Below are 17,344 nucleotides of genomic sequence, written 5' to 3'. Positions count from 1 at the left end.
GTGATGAAAATTTAAATTTTTATACTAAAATAATAATAACATTTGCAGATCAGCATGAAACTGGAAAATTCAGAAAGTAGAGTGGGACTAATCATAATGAATATTATTTTACCCTCAACTGAACATTACTATGAAAATCTCTCAGATGGATAGTTCGAGGGTTGAAGGCAAGGGCAGGGTACAAGAGTAAGACTCTAAATAATCGTTTTGTTTATTTATGCATGGAGGATAGGGGAAGGATTGTGAAAAGTGAAAGTCCTTTGCAAATGGTTTATGAAATCAACGTCTGACTTCATCTGGAAGTAACAGTATAAAGCTGCCACAATTTCAGCTAACAAAAAAGGTGGAGAAAAGTAATTACTTTTCTCCACCTTTTAAAGTTAGAGGCTGATGAGAAACAGCCCCTGCTCGTGTTATAAAACTTTATCAAGAAAATCCTGGGTACGTTCATGTTGTGGATTAGAGAAGATTTCTTCAGGTGTTCCTCGTTCCACAACATAACCGCCATCCATAAAGATAACCTGATCGGCTACTTCACGGGCAAAGCCCATTTCGTGGGTTACAATGACCATGGTCATTCCTTCCTGAGCCAGTTGTTTAATAACATTCAGAACCTCACCGACCATTTCAGGGTCAAGTGCGCTTGTAGGCTCATCAAATAACATAATGTCAGGGTTCATGGCAAGAGCTCGTGCAATTGCTACACGCTGTTTCTGGCCCCCGGACAATTGGGCCGGCATAGCATTGGCTTTATCTTCAAGGCCAACGCGGGCTAATAGCTTTAGGCCTGTCTTTTTAGCTTCTTCTTTGGTAGCTTTATTCAGCTCAATTGGAGCTAAAGTAATATTATCCAGTACAGTCATATGAGGGAAGAGATTGAAATGCTGGAACACCATTCCGATATTTTCCCTAACCTTATTGATGTCTGTATTCTTATCCGTTAAATTTTTATTATCAATCGTCACTTCGCCTTCATTTACTTCTTCAAGTAAATTGAGGCAGCGTAATAAAGTACTTTTACCGGATCCGGAAGGGCCGATTAAACAAACAACTTCGCCTTCTTTAACTTCAAGACTGATATCTTTTAGTACTTCCAGCTTCCCGTATGATTTTTTTAAGCCTTTTACTTTAAGCTTTCCCATTTTGGATCTTCCTTTCCATACGGTTTGATACCTTAGTCAATATCATAATAATGATAAAGTAGATTAAACCTACAATCAGCCACATTTGGAAGGACTCCAGATTTCTGGCAATGATGATTTTTCCGCTTTGCGTCAGTTCATTGATACCAATGATAGATAGGATAGAGGTATCTTTTAATGTAATAATAAACTGGTTAATGATAGACGGAATCATTAAACGGATCGCTTGTGGAAGGATAACCTTTGCCATGGCCTTTTTATAAGGAAGACCAAGGCTTCGGGCAGCTTCCATTTGTCCTTTATCGACGGATTCGATACCGCCGCGTACAATTTCAGCCATATAGGCACCAGCATTTAAACTTAATGTAATGATACCGGCAGCGACTGCGGATATCCGGAAGTCAAGTGCTGCAGGGATACCAAAATAGATAAAGAAAGCTTGAACAATTAGTGGGGTTCCTCTAAAGATATCTACGTAAATGACTCCAATTGCTCTTAAGACTTTTAGATGGGACACACGGAATAGACCAAATATAATTCCCAATATACATGCGATAATGAGAGACACGACCGTTAAAATCAGGGTCATTTGAAGCCCTTTTAACAGACTTGGCATGCTTGATTCTAATAGGCCGAAGAAACCATTATCGGTATCCGTACTTTTTTCTGCTTTCAAGTACTTATCCATGATTTTTTGATATTCGCCGGATTCTTTCAGATTAGCAAGCCCTGTATTGAATTTCTCAAGCAATTCAGGGTCTTGTCCCTTAGATACGGCAAATCCATAGGATCCGCCTTTTTCTTTTTCCGTTACGATTTCTAATCCATTTCCTTGTGTAACTCCGTATGCTAAGACAGGGTAATCATCAAAAACTGCTGCAGAATTTCCTGTTTTAACATCATCATACATATTGGCTGAATCATCGTAGGTTACTGTTTTAAAACCATATTTATCTTTTATGGTGTCTGCAAAACTGGCACCCTCTGTACCTGTTTTAACAGCTACTCTTTTTCCCTTTAAATCTTCATATGATTTAATCTCTTCATTACCCTCGGCAACCGCCATGACTACACCAGATTCAAAGTAGGGATCGGAGAAATCAAATTTCTGTTTTCTTTCATCTGTTATACTCATTCCGGCAATAACGCCGTCAACTTGTTTGGACTCAAGAGCTTGTACAGCAGCATTAAAACCAAGCGGTTTAATTTCTACTTCAAATCCTTGATTTTCAGCTATAGCCTTTAATAAGTCGATGTCAATACCGACAAACTCACCATTCGTCTCTTGAAATTCAAATGGTGCGAATGTGATATCTGTTGCAATTTCATATTTTTTTCCTTCTGCTTTTGTGTCTAAAGCAGGGAATATAAATGAAGCAATCATGATCATAGTCATTGTAAATAAAAGTGTGAATTTTGAAAATCTCTTCATTATGAGCCTCCTTTGTATAAAAACGTTTAAAAACCCTCTATTGTCCAATGAATGGGATAAAAGGGATGATGAATCTTATCACAAATTGTGTATCTCTATGAGTATATATAAAAATACGGTTTTTTTGCAACGGATACTTTCCAAATAATATTAGATTACTATAAGATTTCCTTTAAATTTTGTGGAGAAGTAGATAAAAAAAGGATGGAGAGTCGAAAGAACGCGTTAGTATATTCTTACTTAATCTAATAAAATAAATAGAACTTTGTAAATGGAAAGTACTTCCGAAATGTTATGTAGGAAATAATCTGAAACGTACTTTTACATGTGTTTATGCTTAATAAAATAGATGAAAGGCACCTAAAAATATTTCTGATTTCACATGTTAAAGGCAGGCTTGTTTACAATTACAATGCTATAAAAATGTTCCCTTTTACACGAGAACAAAACGAGTCCCAGATAGGCTAAGATATATGCATTATATAGTTTATTTGCATGTAATGTACTGCCATAGCCTTCTTACCGTTCAAGTTTTACTTGCGGGATATAGTTAGATAAATCAAATGCGTCACCAATGGAGAAATCCAAAGTCTATATTCGCTGAGGCTTTGTCTCCAGCTTTGTTTTTATATCACCCTCAAACCTTTATCCGTTATTGATATTTCCCACTACAATAATCAGCCAAAAGACCTGTCTGTCTCGTAATAAATGTATACGCTTCTTATTATGAGTATTTAAGACTAACTTTATTTACCCTATTTAATACGATGTCTAACACTTTATTTAAGAATAATGATTAATGAAAATAAATCATATTATAAACAGAGAAAAATAGATCAAACCCTAATGGGGATGATCTATTTTATCGTTTATTTTTTATTGTAAATTCTTAATCATAATACTATTTACAGGTAAGAAGTTTTCTCCAGTATCCAAATAGGTAATAGCAACCTGATCATTCTCCTGTAAGTAAATAATCAAAGGGTCCTTTTCAGAGGACATATTGTAGCTTTGTCCGTTGTCCAGGAGGAAAGAAACAACGGTATATTCACCTGATTTTTCCTTATAGACTCTGACAACTTTCCCATCGATTTTTTTCTCCTCACTCGTGGAAGTGCCATTGACCGTTCCCCCGCCTTTTTGAAGCGCTGTTTTGTAGAGCTTCAGGGCCTCGTTTGGAGTAGAACCATATGCAGTTATTTCAGGATTGGCTGCAGATACAATGAAATAATTTTGCAAAAATCCATTGGAATCGAGCACACCCGCCAACCAACTGGCCTCACCATAGAAATTATAGATGATTGGCATACTTCCTTCCCATTTCTTTTCTATAAATCTCTTCTCGATAATTTGCAGGGCTCCCTGCGAATCCATATAGGATTCCTCCATATTGCCTGTATAATAGACAGCTTTACCCGTTCTGGAATTTGTGAGCGCATAACCCAGCATAGAATCTACGCCTTCTTTAGGGCTGGTGAAGTCAGTAAAATAATACATTTCTCCATTTTCATCAAAGATTGGACTTACATTAGCTTCAGTGCCTTCGTCTGATGGGAGTTTTACATCTGATTTTCCGAACAGGCTATTCCAAAATCCATGCACATAATTTCCATAATAGCTGTTTTGTGTACTGACAACTTCAGGGGCAACTGCTCCATCTATGAATTCAGGTGTGTCAGACAATGAATAGGAATTAGATTTCCCGGTTTTGGCATCCATCACCACAACACCTTTCACCTTGAAACCGTTTCTGGCAGATACAAAATCACCATAAGAGCGAATATAAAAAGGTGCCCCGTTATCATCTATTTCAAGCTGGGCATCACCGTAGAATATATACGATGGATACTGCAGGCGTATACGACGTTCAGTTTCTTTGTTAAAGAAAGCAGAGGGAGTATAAAGCATGTCTGCTTTAACAAATTTAGGATTAGCTGAAGAGTCTGTAGCGCTCAGCATAAAGTATCCGGGAGTTTCTTTCCCTTTTAACCATTTGAAAAATCCGGAAAATTCAACCGGAGCAATATAAACATACTCACCATTCACTTTTTGGATTTGCAAATTCCCTAATTCATAGTAACTCGTATTAGGCACCTGTCCAAACGCTTTTTTCATTTTATTACGTGCGTATTGAGGTGGTACGCTGGCGGGTGTTTTCTTCTCGTCAAATGTTTGAATTTCTTCTTTGACATCCATTTTGGCGATCTTAAACTTTTCATCGGCATTGAACAGAAAGGCTGTTAAAAAGTAGAGTCCGACAAGCAAACTAAGAGCTAATAAAACACCTTTAATCTTTCTCTCTATACCTGTAGCAAGCAGTGAACCCAACAAGGTCAGTATGATTACAAAAATCCACAGAGAAGAGATGGTTTGATCCAACAGGGTGAAGTAATAAAATAAAAATGCACCAATCGTAATTAATATAGCTAAAGTGATAAAAACAAGAAGTTTTGTTTTCCCCTTCATGAGGATGCGTAATTTTTCATTATCCTTGAATGGCACAAGAATAAGTGCCGATATAATCCCAATGATGATGGAATAGATGAAGATGTTTCCCACTAGTTAACCCCCTCTGGTTTTTTATGTAAATTCTCTTATTAACCTATACGATTGAAAAGCTGTAATGATTCATTAATCGTATAGAATCATCAAAATAGTATTGAGGATATTTATAGTATAATACAAAATTAATTGTAATTTCAGAAAATTGTAATTGACATTAGCAAACAGGTTAGGATATAGTTGGAAACATCAAATTTAATTGAATAGTAAGCGATTCTTATCGAGAGAAGTGGAGGGATTTGGCCCTATGAAACTTCGGCAGCGGATTTTTACTTAGGTAAAAATACTGTGCTAAATCCAACAAACGACTGTTTGAAAGATAAGAAGAAGCCTAACCGGACATATTACTAATCACTTTTATGTATATGTTCCATATAAAGCCTCTTCTGTCTAATGACAGTAGAGGCTTTTTGCATTTCGAATTCCATAAGGCTTGGAGGAGAGAACATGATTGAGTTTCAAAACGTAAAAAAAACATACCACGCGAATGGACAGACGGTTGAAGCATTAAATGGGGTTAATATGACAATTGATAAGGGAGATATATATGGCGTCGTAGGATACAGCGGTGCCGGAAAAAGTACTCTTTTGAGGTTGGTTAATATGCTGGAACGACCTACTGGAGGAGAGGTTCTTGTTAACGGTAAATCGTTTACGAAACTAAAATCTAAGGAATTAAGGGCAGAAAAAAAGAAAATTGGGATGATCTTTCAGCATTTCAATTTACTCCAATCCAAAACAGTTTTTAATAATGTGGCAATTCCATTAAGGCTATCCGGGACAGATAAACAAACGATTCAAACCAGAGTCCGAGAGTTACTGGAGTTCGTTGGATTATCAGATAAGGCTCAGAGTTATCCAGAAGAATTGTCAGGCGGACAGAAGCAGAGGGTTGGAATTGCGAGAGCGCTGGCCACAAACCCATCGATTCTGCTATGTGATGAGGCTACATCCGCATTGGATCCACAAACGACAAGTGATGTTTTAAAACTATTGAAAAGAATAAATCGTGAATACAACATAACAATTTTGCTCATTACACATGAGATGTCGGTGATTAAAGAAATTTGTAATAAGGTCGCTGTCATGGAAAATGGAGGAGTGGTTGAACAGGGGTCAGTCCTAGATGTTTTTTCTAAGCCAAAGACGGAGATTGCCAAACGGTTTGTTAGAACGGTAATCCATGATGAAATACCACAAAGCTTTTTGAATTCCTTAAAGGAAAAGAATCCTGCAGTCTGGAAACTCAATTTTTTAGGATCATCTTCAGGTAAGCATCTGCTATCGACAGTGGCCAAAAGCTTTGACGTCCATTTAAGCGTTCTTTCTGCCAATATATCTGAAATACAGGAAACACCTTTCGGCAATCTAATCGTGGAAGTTATAGGAGAAACAGAAGAAATAAGGAAGGCATTCAATTATGTAGCGAATGAAGATGTAATTCTGCAGGAGGTGAAGCTTCATGAATGAACAGTTATGGGGAATGGAAATTACGCTTGAACAATTACTGATCGGTTTCAGTGACACGCTTTATATGGTTTTCTTTTCATTACTATTCTCGGCCATTATCGGATTGCCTTTAGGGATTTTACTTGTTATTACGAGAGAGGGGCATATCCTGGAGAATAAATGGGTGTTTAATATATTAAACTCGATTATCAATATTTTGCGCTCGGTCCCATTCATTATTTTATTGGTAGCTTTGATTCCATTTACAAGATTCGTTGTTGGATCAGCGATTGGGACGAATGCCGCGATTGTCCCGCTTGTATTTTATGCGGGTCCCTACATTGCCAGATTAGTTGAAAATTCATTATTGGAAGTCGATAAGGGGATTATTGAAGCAGCTCAGGCAATGGGCGCGACCGAATGGCAAATTATTTTTCGTTTTTTGATACCAGAGGGACTAAGTTCCCTTATATTAACCTTTACGACGGCAACCATCGGTCTGGTTGGTGCCTCAGCTATGGCAGGGGCGGTAGGAGCAGGAGGTGTAGGAGATCTTGCTCTCACATATGGTTATCAGAGATTTGACACGATCACCATGATCGTAACGGTAGCCGCATTGGTGATCATTGTGCAGCTTTTACAAACTACAGGCAATACGCTGGCAAGAAAAATAAGAAGACGATAAAGAAGGAGATGGACCGAATGAAAAAATTATTTCTTACTGGTTTAGTAATAGTATTCACAATCGTAACAGCAGCATGTGGAAGTGATTCAAAAGGGAGTGCAAAAGAAGATAGTTCCACCATTAAGGTAGGGGTAAGCAGTGGGGATACAAGGACATGGGATTATATTGCCGAACTTGCCAAGGAGAAGGGATTAGATATAGAGCTTGTAAAGTTCAGTGATTATATTTTGCCGAACACAGCTTTAAATGATGGCGAGGTAGATGCCAATGCATTCCAGACAATCTCCTACTTTGAAGAGCAAGTTAAGGAGAGGAATTTAGATCTTGAGCCACTAAGTTCTACTGTTATTGCCCCAATGGGAATCTATTCAAATAAATATAAAGATTTGGAGGAACTGCCTGAGGGGGCTACAATCGCTGTTCCTAATGAAGGTACAAATCTTGGCCGGGCATTATTGCTCTTGCAAGAGGCAGGATTCATTACATTAGAAGAAAATTTTGATGGGGTTGGTTCTGTCGATAAAATTAAAAACAATCCTAAAAATATTAAACTTGAACTAGTAGCAGCCGGTAATACACCACGTTTTCTAGAAGATGTAGATGCGTCTATTATTAACAATAACTTTGCCGTTGAAGCAGGATTAACATTAAAAGATACCTTGTTCCATGAAAGTGCCACCGCTAAACCATACATTAATATCATCGCTGTAAAAAAAGGGGATAAAGATCGCGAAGATTTAAATAAACTGGTGGAAATTTATCATTCGAAAGAAGTAGAGGATTTTATCCATAAAACGTTTAAAGGGAATACGATTCCTGCTTTTGTATCAGTAGAAGAATTAGTTAATTATCAGGATGCCTGGGTTAGCCCGGCTGTGAAAGAATAATTCTCTTAGAAAACGCCTATCATGGCAGCTTAAAAAAACGAATGGGGGAAGAGAAATGATTAAAAATGAAGGACGTATTTTCCATAAAGATATAATCAATCGATATTTAGATCAACAGGCTGACATGTATATAGATATAAGTCATTACATACACGCCAATCCTGAAATAGGGAATGAAGAATTCTTAGCTTCAGAGACACTAACCAGGATATTAAATGAAGCGGACTTTGAGGTCACACGTAATATCGCCGGTCATGAAACAGGCTTTATAGCGAAGAAATCATCATCAAAGCCGGGACCAACGATTGCTTTTCTCGCTGAATATGATGCCTTGCCAGGTCTTGGTCATGCCTGCGGCCATAATATCATCGGTATAACGAGTGTAGCGGCAGGGATTTCACTTGGATTAGTGTTAGAGGAAACAGGCGGAACGGTTCTTGTGTACGGTACACCAGCAGAGGAAGGAGGGGCAAATGGCAGTGCCAAGGGGAGTTATGTGAAGCATGGATTATTTGAAGGAGTGGATGCGGCGATTTTAATTCATCCATCAGGGCAGACCAGAACGACTCGGCCTTTTTTGGCTGTCAATCCTCTTGATTTTAAATTTTACGGTAAAGCTGCTCATGCTGCAGCAGCTCCCGAGGAAGGAATCAATGCTCTTGATGCAGTCATTCAGTTATTTAATGGGATTGGAGCCTTAAGGCAGCAATTACCGACTGATATCAGGATTCATGGCATTATTCCAGATGGAGGAGATGCACCTAATATCATTCCTGATTATGCTTCTGCAAGATTTTATATAAGGGCTTCAACATGGAAGAGATGCGAAGAAATTTCGGAAAGGATTATTCAGATTGCCAAAGGTGCGGCATTGGCAACAGGAGCCCAAGTAAAGATCAATCGATTTCAAAATGAAGTTCATGATTTCGTACTAAACTCGACTCTCGATGATGTCTTAAGGGAGGAACTGGCTGCTCTTGGGGAAGATGTTGTAAAGGGTGCGCGGAATGCATCCGGTTCGACAGATGCAGGCAATGTGAGCCATGTTGTACCAACAGCCCATCCTTATATAAAAATTGGTCCGGATGATCTCATAGCTCATACAAAGGAATTTAGAGATTGCGCTGTGTCAGAAAAAGGAGATGTAGCCATCCTTACTGGTGCAAAAGCATTAGCCAATGCTGGCTATCGTCTTCTGACAGATCAGGAATTACTTAGGGAGATTAAAGAGGAATTTCTTAAAGCTAAAGGGAAAGAGTCCTAAAGAGCCTTCAGATGAAGGCCTAATAAGAACCCATTCATGGTTTAATAAAATGAACTCTACTGTCTAATGCTGTTTTGGTGATTGGAATTTTTCGGGAAAATAAATACCATTTAACCCAAAATAAGGTAAAATTATCTTGTAGGACTTTCGAAATACCAATCGTGAAAAACAGGGGAGTAGATCATGGATGGCAATACTCATTACAGGCGGTGCCGGTTATATAGGCAGCCATGCGGCTGTTGAATTTTTAAAAGCGGGTTATGAGATTGTGGTTTTGGATAATTTGTCGAATAGTCAAATAGAAGTAATTGAAAGAGTTAAAGATTTGACTGAGAGAGAATTTCCGTTTTATGAAATTGATTTATTAGATGTTGAGGCAGTTGAGCAACTGTTTATCAAATACGATATTGATTCAGTTGTTCATTTTGCCGGCTTAAAAGCGGTTGGTGAGTCTGTTTCGATCCCTCTTAAATATTATGATAATAATATAACAGGTACGATAAAGTTATGTGAAATAATGGCGAAGTATCATGTGAAAAAGCTGGTGTTTAGCTCCTCTGCCACGGTGTATGGCATGCCGAATCTTGTACCGGTTGACGAGATCTTTCCCTTATCGGCAACAAATCCATATGGTCGTTCAAAATTAATGATAGAGGAAATTCTGCGTGATTTGCATGTTTCCGATTCGTCATGGAGTATCGCTTTACTCAGGTATTTCAACCCTATTGGCGCACATGAAACAGGAAAAATCGGCGAGAATCCGAGTGGTATTCCCAATAATTTAATGCCATATATTACTCAGGTCGCTATTGGTAAAAGAGATCACTTATTAGTGTTTGGCGGCGATTATGACACCCATGACGGCACGGGTGTCCGTGACTATATTCATGTAGTCGATTTAGTGAAGGGCCATCTGAGTGCATTGCAGTATTTGGATAGGAAGTCAGGGGTAGAAGCATTTAACCTTGGGACAGGAAACGGATACAGCGTTCTTGATCTAGTGAACGCATTCGAAAAAGTCAATGGAAAGAAAATTCCGTACGAAGTGGTGGAAAGAAGACCTGGGGATATAGCTGTTTGTTATGCTGATGTTGATAAGGCAGCAAATCTTTTAGGCTGGAAAGCCGAAAAAAGTCTGACAGATATGTGTGCGGATTCATGGAAATGGCAAATACAAAACCCGAATGGATACAAACAGATGATTAAACAAACTTATTAAAGAGGATTTGAGTCGAAGGAGAATCGATTCCATTTACTATAACCGCTATAGTTTGAACGACCCATTGTTTTTCTGGCACTGGACCCTTATATAGCAATAAAGTTGATATCATCCATGCATTCCAATACCCTTCTAGATAAATGAGGAAGAGGTGGAGTTATTGAAAATAGCCTGTGTACAAATAGATATCAAATTTGCAAAGCCTTGTGAAAATTTCAACCGTGTAAAGGATTCTATAATAGAAGCTGCCCATAATGGAGCAGAATGTATTGTATTACCTGAAATGTGGAATATAGGCTATGCCCTGCAGCAGTTGGAGGAACTTGCAGATCCTGATGGTGAGGAAACAAAGAGAATGCTTTCTTCATTGGCATCAAAGTACAGTGTCTATATTGTCGGCGGCTCAGTAGCTGTGAAAACATCGAAGGGGTATTTTAATAGAATGTATGTGTTTAGCCGTTCTGGAGAGGTCCTATCAGAGTATGATAAAGTGCATCTTTTTAACGTGATGGATGAACATCTCTACCTTAAAGCAGGACAAAAGGAAAATATATTTATGATGGATGGGAATCTTTGCGGCGGTTTGATTTGCTATGATATTCGCTTTCCGGAATGGGTTCGGAAGCATGCTTTAGCAGGAGCGAAATTACTGTTCGTAGCAGCAGAATGGCCGGAAATGAGAGTAGACCATTGGATAACACTTTTAAAGGCACGCGCCATTGAAAATCAGCTATTCATTATTGCGGTCAACCGGGTGGGGAAAGATCCTCATAATACATTCGCCGGTCATTCCATGGTCATTGGTCCCTGGGGTGATACGATCATAATCGGGGATACCGGGGAATGTATCCAGTATGCTGAATTAAACATACAGGAAGTAGATCAGGTCAGAGCGAGCATCTCTGTGTTTAAGGATCGAAGAGAGGATCTATATGAAAGAAAATAGAATCCAGATATCTAATAAAAAGGAGGCTCATTTTAAAAGAGCCGCCTTTATTTCCTTATTTATTTAAAGATTCTAAAACAAGATCGATTGTTTGATTATTGGCTGTTTTTGCATTCATGGTCCAGTTCGATGAATCCTCAAACATATAAACATTCCCTTTTTGGACAGCCGGAATGGATTTATAAATAGAGCTGTTTTCCAATGTTTCGATCCCTGCCTCACCACTCGCCGCAGCGATAAAGAGGTGATCTGCATCTAAATCTGCCAACGCTTCGAGTGAAGTGGCTTGCCATGTTTCCTGAGCTTCACCAAGTTCACTAATAAAAGTAGGCATCTTAAATCCTAAATCATTATAAAGAACGTTTGAAGCGTATCGGTCTCCTTCGAATACAAAGTACTGGCCGCCAGTTACCCAAATAAGAGCGGCAGATTCATCTCCGATTTTCTCATCGATAGTTGATTTAGCTTCTGCAGCTTTATCTTCATAGCTTTGAATCGCTGCTTTGGCTTGATCTTCTTTATCGAATAACTTGCCCATCTTTGTCAATAATGTTTTCCAGTCAGAAGTGTCTTCTTTCTCAAATACATAGGTTGGAGCAACCTTTTTATATTCCTCGTATTGCCCTTCCTGAATAGCAGCTTCGGATTCAAACAAAATTAAATCTGGATCTGCTTCAATGACATCTTCAATTGGCATATCCCAACCAATTAATGGAACATCTTTTAAATCATCTTGTAAATATCCATGAACAGATGTACCAATTGACCACTGAGCAGCCGGTGTAATGCCTAGAGTAACTAAATAATCCTCTAAATTTGGTGCAAGAATCCGTTTAGGGGCTGTTGGGAAGCTCATTTCACCGATTGCATCTGTAACCGTCTTAGCTGACTTCTCTGTGTCAGCAGAATCATTATTCTTTGAGCCGCAGGCTACAAGCACTAACACAGTACAAAGCATCAACACGAGAAGACGTGTGTATTTATTATTTATTACCATTGCCATATCCTCCTGTAGTATGTAGAATAAATTCATCGTAAATAATGATAATCATTCTCACTTATAGAGTCAATGGAAATTTCATACCTATCTGTTTTGTGGTAATAATAGAAAGGTATATTCCATTAGATTGCTTATTATAATGAGAAAAGATTTTTTAAGGACTGAACGTACGTGCAGAAGAATGAAAATAAATATAATCCGTTTCAAAGGAAACGATTTAGTATAATTCTAACTATGTCTTTTTTATTACTTTTGGTCATCTTTTTTGCTTCGTTAATAATAGGGACAAAAACGATAGACTTTTCTATAGTATGGGAAGCGTTGATTCATCGTCATCCAGATAATGTGACCCATCAGATTATTTGGGAAATCCGGCTGCCGCGGGCACTTATGGCCATCTTGGTCGGTGCATTCTTAGCCGTTTCCGGTGCTGTTATGCAAGCATTAACACGTAATCCGCTGGCTGAGCCATCCCTTTTGGGAGTATCAAATGGGGCGGCATTCGCCTTAGTTTTATCATTAACGATTTTCTCTGGATTATCCATAATGGGTTCAATCATCGCTTCCATGATTGGAGCAGGATTGGCTGTTTTATTAGTATTTTCGTTATCTGCCTTATCCAGAGGAGGGGCTACACCAGTAAAGCTAGCTTTAGCAGGTATGGCCACCGGGATGTTTTTAAGTTCTCTAACAACCAGTATGGCTTTATATTTTGATGTCACCAAAAATATTAGCTACTGGTATGCAGGAGACTTAGCTAATAGCCAGTGGCAGGAAGTAAAAATAGTAGCGGTAGTTGGATTGATAGGATTACCAATTTTATTCACCATCGCACATTCGTTAACCTTATTATCGCTAGGTACTGATGTGACGAAGGGGCTTGGGATTAACATTAAGCTAGTGCATGCACTAGGAATTATTGTTATTCTATTGCTTACTGGAAGTTCGGTTGCAGTCTCTGGAACGATTGGGTTTATCGGCTTGGTCATTCCCCATATTACAAGGATGATCATTGGGGTTGATTATAGAAAATTACTGCCTTTTACAGCAGTTTTGGGCAGTGTTTTGTTATTATTGGCTGATGTTGTCTCAAGAATAATCAATCCTCCTTATGAAACTCCTGTTGGCGTAATGACAGCACTTATAGGAGTCCCTTTCTTCCTGTACCTTGTCCGCAGTGAAGGGAGACAATTGTTTTGATGAAAAGTACAAAATTGATGAGAGTGTGGACAGCCCTGTTCGTGCTCATAGTAATCGTCTGTTTACTTAGCTTGAATATAGGAACAGTTAGTATTTCACCTGCAGAAGTCTGGCAAACGATAATCGGAAATGGGACTGCTAAGCAAGAGCTTGTTTTGTTTGAAATCCGTTTGCCAGCTATTGTATTGGCTATACTTGTGGGAGCCGGAATGGCTATATCTGGTTCGGTATTGCAAACAGTAACCCAGAATGAACTGGCTGAGCCTGGAATTTTAGGCATTAACGCTGGAGCTGGATTGGCTGTATTAATTTATATTACTGTATTTCAATCTACCATTAGTAGCCAGAGCCAAATAGGTACATTTATGATGCCTTTATTTGCTTTTGCCGGGGCTTTACTTACAGCTGTGTTAATAGTAGCTTTATCATGGAGAAAAGGGATGGATACGATTCGTCTTCTTTTAGTTGGAATTGGCATTAATGCCGGTTTCGCAGCTATTTTAACAGCAATGCAGCTTCGACTAAATCCTCATGATTTTATGAAAGCGATGGTGTGGTTGTCCGGAGACCTTTGGGCTACACAGTGGAAATATGTATGGGCCTTGCTGCCATGGTTTTTAATCCTGATTCCTTTTATCCTATATAAATCACACACACTGAATGTATTGAATCTTGGCAGCCAAATATCTACAGGGTTGGGTATTCGTACAGAAAAAGAAAGTTTAATTTTAGTTGGAGCTGCTGTTGCCTTGGCAGGATTGGGTGTGACAGTTGGTGGAGGCATTGCTTTCCTTGGTCTGATCGCACCTCACATTGCAAGGAAGCTTGTTGGGCCCAAACATGGAGCATTCTTACCTACTGCAGCAATGATTGGAGCTTTTATTTTGCTGCTGGCAGATATGCTGGGGGGGAATTTGCTCAGAGTAGATATTCCTTCAGGGGTTGTCGTCTCCGTCATTAGTGCTCCGTATTTTATTTATCTTCTAATGAAGTCAAAGTAGGGGAGGGTGAACCTTTTGGAATTGTCAGCACGAAATTTAAAGATAGGCTATGATGGAAATGTAATCGTCCCTTCATTCAATATAGATATTAAAAAAGGGGCAATCACAGCGATCATTGGCCCTAATGGCTGTGGAAAATCGACTATTTTAAAAACCATGGCAAGACTGCATCCAGCAATGTCTGGATCTGTTATATTAGATGGAAAAGAAATTAAAAATACACCCACAAAGGAAATTGCGAGAAAAATGGCGATCCTGCCCCAATCTCCGGAAGCTCCTGGAGGCTTGTCTGTCATAGACTTGGTTTCTTACGGGAGAACCCCGTATCAGGGCGGTTTTTCGCGTTTAAACGAACATGACAGAGAGATGGTCGATTGGTCGATTCAAGTGACCGGGTTAACAGATTTTAAAAACCACTCAGTGGACTCATTGTCTGGCGGGCAACGCCAGCGTGCCTGGATTGCAATGGCAATTGCACAGGAAACAGGGTTGCTATTATTGGACGAACCAACCACCTACTTAGATTTAGCTCATCAATTGGAGGTTTTGGAACTTCTTAAAAAACTTAATCTTAAGGATGGGCGAACGATTGTTATGGTGATTCATGACTTGAATCACGCAAGTCGGTTTGCGGATGAATTGGTTGCTATTAAAAATGGGCAATTGGTTTTACAGGGGAATTCGGAAGAAGTGATGAAGGTGGATCTATTAAAAGAAGTATTTCAAATTGATGCTTCCATCGTGAAGGATTCACGAACCGGTAAACCGGCAATTATTTCGTATGATCTGATTAAATAGTCGTATTGAGATGAAAAAAATATCAGGGGACTCATGAAACATTGCGAAATAATATGTTTCTTGAGTCCCCTGTATCTGCGAATTCTGATGGTTGAACGTTTAGATAACTGATTTAACACCACAAATATTCCACTCATGTTTTGTATAATTATTATTCTTCCGGATCCGGCTTGGCCCATACAGAAACACTGCCTCCATTGACAGGAAAGGTTGCCCAGCCCTCTTCATCAATCTCGATTTTATCTGATCGGTTATTGGTGAAATCGGTCCATACTTCGCCAGCTCTTTCTGCACCTACAAGCATTCTTTTTTCACCTTCTTCGCCATTTGAGATGACAACGGCGCATCCGGAATTTTCCTTCTCTTCAATGCCCATTCTTACCCATCCAATTGTATTAGGATGATCGAAGTAATCGACTTGTTCCCCATAAGCTTTATGGACTCTCGCATATAGAAGAGGATCAATCAATTTATTTTTTCTACCAACCGGATTCTCACCGCCAACTCCATAATAATCACCATAGAAAACACATGGATAGCCATCATGACGTAATAAAATAAGTGCATAAGCGGATGGTTTAAACCAATCATTGATCCATGATTCCAGTGATTCTTCCGGTTGTGAATCGTGATTGTCTACAAATGTTACAGCATTTAATGGATTGGATTCCACTAGGGTATCGTGAAAAATAGTTGTTAAATCAAAATCGCGTCCCATTTGTGAGGCTTGATGTAACTTATAATGGAGCGGCACGTCAAATAAATCAAGAGTATGGTCAATCTTCGCCAGATATTCCTGACATGCTTTCAGGTCTGGATTCCAGTACTCTCCTACCATATAAAAGTCATCACCATGGGCCTTTCTCATTTCATCGGCAAATTCTTTAATAAAGGTATAATCAATATGCTTAATAGCATCTAAGCGATAACCATCACATTTAATCGTGTCAGCGAGCCATTTCCCCCAACTCTTCATTTCATTTCTCACATCTGGATGACGATAATCAATATTTGCGAACATTAAGTAGTCATAGTTTCCAAACTCTTTATCTACATGTTCATTCCAGTCTTTATGTTCGCCGAGGATTTTAAATATTCCTGTTCGAATCGTACCTTCATCATAATCAGTTCCATTGAAGTGCACACTATTCCACTTAAAGTTAGAATATGTGTCACCGCGTCCGGGGAACGTGAACTTTGTCCAACCGTCAATATCAAATGGTTCCGAAATCTCTACTGTTCGATCATTCTGATCAACCTCAATAACTTTAAATCTCTCTGTATCATCTGCTCCAGCTTTATGGTTCATGACGATATCTGCATACACGCAAATCCCATTTTCTTTACATGCTTCAATGGCTTCTATTAATTCGTCCTTCGTACCATACTTTGTTCGAATGGAGCCATTTTGGTCAAATTCACCTAAGTCATATAAATCATATATTCCGTAACCTGTATCTTCAGGAGTTTGTCCTTTAGTTGGGGGTGGGATCCAAACAGAATCTATTCCACTGTTTTTTAATACTGGCGCTAATTCTTTTAATCGTTTCCAGTGAGTGCCATCGGGTAAGATATGCCACTCGAAAAATTGCATCATCGTATGATTTTGTCCCATTTGTACCACCTCACATTCTCTCTATTAGCAGAGTTCAGCTAATAAAACAATATTTACCTATTTACCCGTTGTTTTACCCGTTACGCATACCTTTAGAAACATAAATTTAAATATATTTTTAGAATCTGTATATGTTAGTGAAAA

At 38.8% G+C, this 17,344-nt stretch carries 14 protein-coding genes and 1 riboswitch; of the genes, 9 read left to right on the top strand and 5 right to left on the bottom strand.

Annotated elements, in window-relative coordinates:
- Window positions 1-413: 413 nt before the first annotated feature.
- From AC4G3K_RS12840 to AC4G3K_RS12830, 3 genes are all read right to left on the bottom strand, one after another.
- The gene (locus AC4G3K_RS12840) at window positions 414-1,142 is read right to left on the bottom strand and encodes an amino acid ABC transporter ATP-binding protein (protein WP_491077264.1); all 729 of its coding nucleotides are present in this window, start codon (window positions 1,140-1,142) and stop codon (window positions 414-416) included.
- Window positions 1,129-2,574 (bottom strand): amino acid ABC transporter substrate-binding protein/permease, encoded by a 1,446-nt coding sequence (locus AC4G3K_RS12835; protein ID WP_491077265.1) that lies wholly within the window; start codon window positions 2,572-2,574, stop codon window positions 1,129-1,131. The genes AC4G3K_RS12840 and AC4G3K_RS12835 overlap by 14 nt, the downstream gene beginning before the upstream one ends.
- An 876-nt stretch (window positions 2,575-3,450) precedes the next feature.
- Entirely contained in the window at window positions 3,451-5,133 is a 1,683-nt protein-coding gene (locus AC4G3K_RS12830; protein WP_491133537.1) for a hypothetical protein, read from the bottom strand.
- A 217-nt stretch (window positions 5,134-5,350) separates the two neighbouring features.
- A riboswitch (SAM riboswitch) is annotated at window positions 5,351-5,462 on the top strand.
- A gap of 121 nt (window positions 5,463-5,583) precedes the next feature.
- Here AC4G3K_RS12830 and AC4G3K_RS12825 point away from each other — a divergent pair.
- From AC4G3K_RS12825 to AC4G3K_RS12800, 6 genes are all read left to right on the top strand, one after another.
- A complete protein-coding gene (locus tag AC4G3K_RS12825) occupies window positions 5,584-6,606 on the top strand; it encodes a methionine ABC transporter ATP-binding protein (RefSeq protein ID WP_491133536.1) in 1,023 nt (340 codons plus the stop codon).
- 13 nt (window positions 6,607-6,619) lie between these two features.
- On the top strand, window positions 6,620-7,270 hold the full coding sequence (locus AC4G3K_RS12820) for a methionine ABC transporter permease (RefSeq protein ID WP_491077719.1): 651 nt from the start codon (window positions 6,620-6,622) through the stop codon (window positions 7,268-7,270).
- Between the two features lie 17 nt (window positions 7,271-7,287).
- A complete protein-coding gene (locus AC4G3K_RS12815; protein ID WP_491133535.1) occupies window positions 7,288-8,157 on the top strand; it encodes a MetQ/NlpA family ABC transporter substrate-binding protein in 870 nt (289 codons plus the stop codon).
- A 55-nt stretch (window positions 8,158-8,212) separates the two neighbouring features.
- Window positions 8,213-9,421: an amidohydrolase gene (locus AC4G3K_RS12810; RefSeq protein WP_491133534.1), complete on the top strand. Its 1,209-nt coding sequence runs from the start codon at window positions 8,213-8,215 to the stop codon at window positions 9,419-9,421.
- A gap of 187 nt (window positions 9,422-9,608) precedes the next feature.
- Entirely contained in the window at window positions 9,609-10,640 is a 1,032-nt protein-coding gene (galE, locus tag AC4G3K_RS12805) for a UDP-glucose 4-epimerase GalE (RefSeq protein WP_491133533.1), read from the top strand.
- Between the two features lie 160 nt (window positions 10,641-10,800).
- Window positions 10,801-11,586 (top strand): carbon-nitrogen family hydrolase, encoded by a 786-nt coding sequence (locus AC4G3K_RS12800; protein WP_491133590.1) that lies wholly within the window; start codon window positions 10,801-10,803, stop codon window positions 11,584-11,586.
- A gap of 55 nt (window positions 11,587-11,641) precedes the next feature.
- Here AC4G3K_RS12800 and AC4G3K_RS12795 read toward each other — a convergent pair whose 3' ends face one another.
- On the bottom strand, window positions 11,642-12,583 hold the full coding sequence (locus AC4G3K_RS12795; RefSeq protein WP_491133532.1) for an ABC transporter substrate-binding protein: 942 nt from the start codon (window positions 12,581-12,583) through the stop codon (window positions 11,642-11,644).
- Window positions 12,584-12,757: 174 nt separating this feature from the next.
- Here AC4G3K_RS12795 and AC4G3K_RS12790 point away from each other — a divergent pair, with 174 nt between their 5' ends.
- The 3 genes from AC4G3K_RS12790 to AC4G3K_RS12780 are packed head-to-tail and all read left to right on the top strand — an operon-like array spanning window position 12,758 to window position 15,585.
- On the top strand, window positions 12,758-13,786 hold the full coding sequence (locus AC4G3K_RS12790) for a FecCD family ABC transporter permease (RefSeq protein ID WP_491133531.1): 1,029 nt from the start codon (window positions 12,758-12,760) through the stop codon (window positions 13,784-13,786).
- Window positions 13,786-14,787, top strand: coding sequence for a FecCD family ABC transporter permease (locus AC4G3K_RS12785; RefSeq protein ID WP_491133530.1), 1,002 nt, complete (start codon window positions 13,786-13,788; stop codon window positions 14,785-14,787). The genes AC4G3K_RS12790 and AC4G3K_RS12785 overlap by 1 nt, the downstream gene beginning before the upstream one ends.
- A gap of 15 nt (window positions 14,788-14,802) precedes the next feature.
- Window positions 14,803-15,585 carry an ABC transporter ATP-binding protein gene (locus AC4G3K_RS12780; protein WP_491077274.1) on the top strand — a complete coding sequence of 261 codons (783 nt, stop codon included), beginning with the start codon at window positions 14,803-14,805 and terminating at the stop codon, window positions 15,583-15,585.
- A 151-nt stretch (window positions 15,586-15,736) separates the two neighbouring features.
- Here AC4G3K_RS12780 and AC4G3K_RS12775 read toward each other — a convergent pair whose 3' ends face one another.
- Window positions 15,737-17,200: an alpha-amylase gene (locus AC4G3K_RS12775; RefSeq protein WP_491133529.1), complete on the bottom strand. Its 1,464-nt coding sequence runs from the start codon at window positions 17,198-17,200 to the stop codon at window positions 15,737-15,739.
- Between the last annotated feature and the right edge of the window lie 144 nt (window positions 17,201-17,344).

It is taken from the genome of Bacillus sp. z26 (assembly GCF_058313635.1).
This window is presented reverse-complemented; position numbering and strand designations above follow the sequence as displayed.

Coding starts and splice junctions, on each gene's coding strand:
- AC4G3K_RS12840 (WP_491077264.1), bottom strand. CDS start 1,142: ATGGGAAAGCTTAAAGTAAAAGGCTTAAAAAAATCATACGGGAAGCTG.
- AC4G3K_RS12835 (WP_491077265.1), bottom strand. CDS start 2,574: ATGAAGAGATTTTCAAAATTCACACTTTTATTTACAATGACTATGATC.
- AC4G3K_RS12825 (WP_491133536.1), top strand. CDS start 5,584: ATGATTGAGTTTCAAAACGTAAAAAAAACATACCACGCGAATGGACAG.
- AC4G3K_RS12820 (WP_491077719.1), top strand. CDS start 6,620: ATGGAAATTACGCTTGAACAATTACTGATCGGTTTCAGTGACACGCTT.
- AC4G3K_RS12815 (WP_491133535.1), top strand. CDS start 7,288: ATGAAAAAATTATTTCTTACTGGTTTAGTAATAGTATTCACAATCGTA.
- AC4G3K_RS12810 (WP_491133534.1), top strand. CDS start 8,213: ATGATTAAAAATGAAGGACGTATTTTCCATAAAGATATAATCAATCGA.
- galE (WP_491133533.1), top strand. CDS start 9,609: ATGGCAATACTCATTACAGGCGGTGCCGGTTATATAGGCAGCCATGCG.
- AC4G3K_RS12795 (WP_491133532.1), bottom strand. CDS start 12,583: ATGGTAATAAATAATAAATACACACGTCTTCTCGTGTTGATGCTTTGT.
- AC4G3K_RS12785 (WP_491133530.1), top strand. CDS start 13,786: ATGAAAAGTACAAAATTGATGAGAGTGTGGACAGCCCTGTTCGTGCTC.
- AC4G3K_RS12775 (WP_491133529.1), bottom strand. CDS start 17,200: ATGGGACAAAATCATACGATGATGCAATTTTTCGAGTGGCATATCTTA.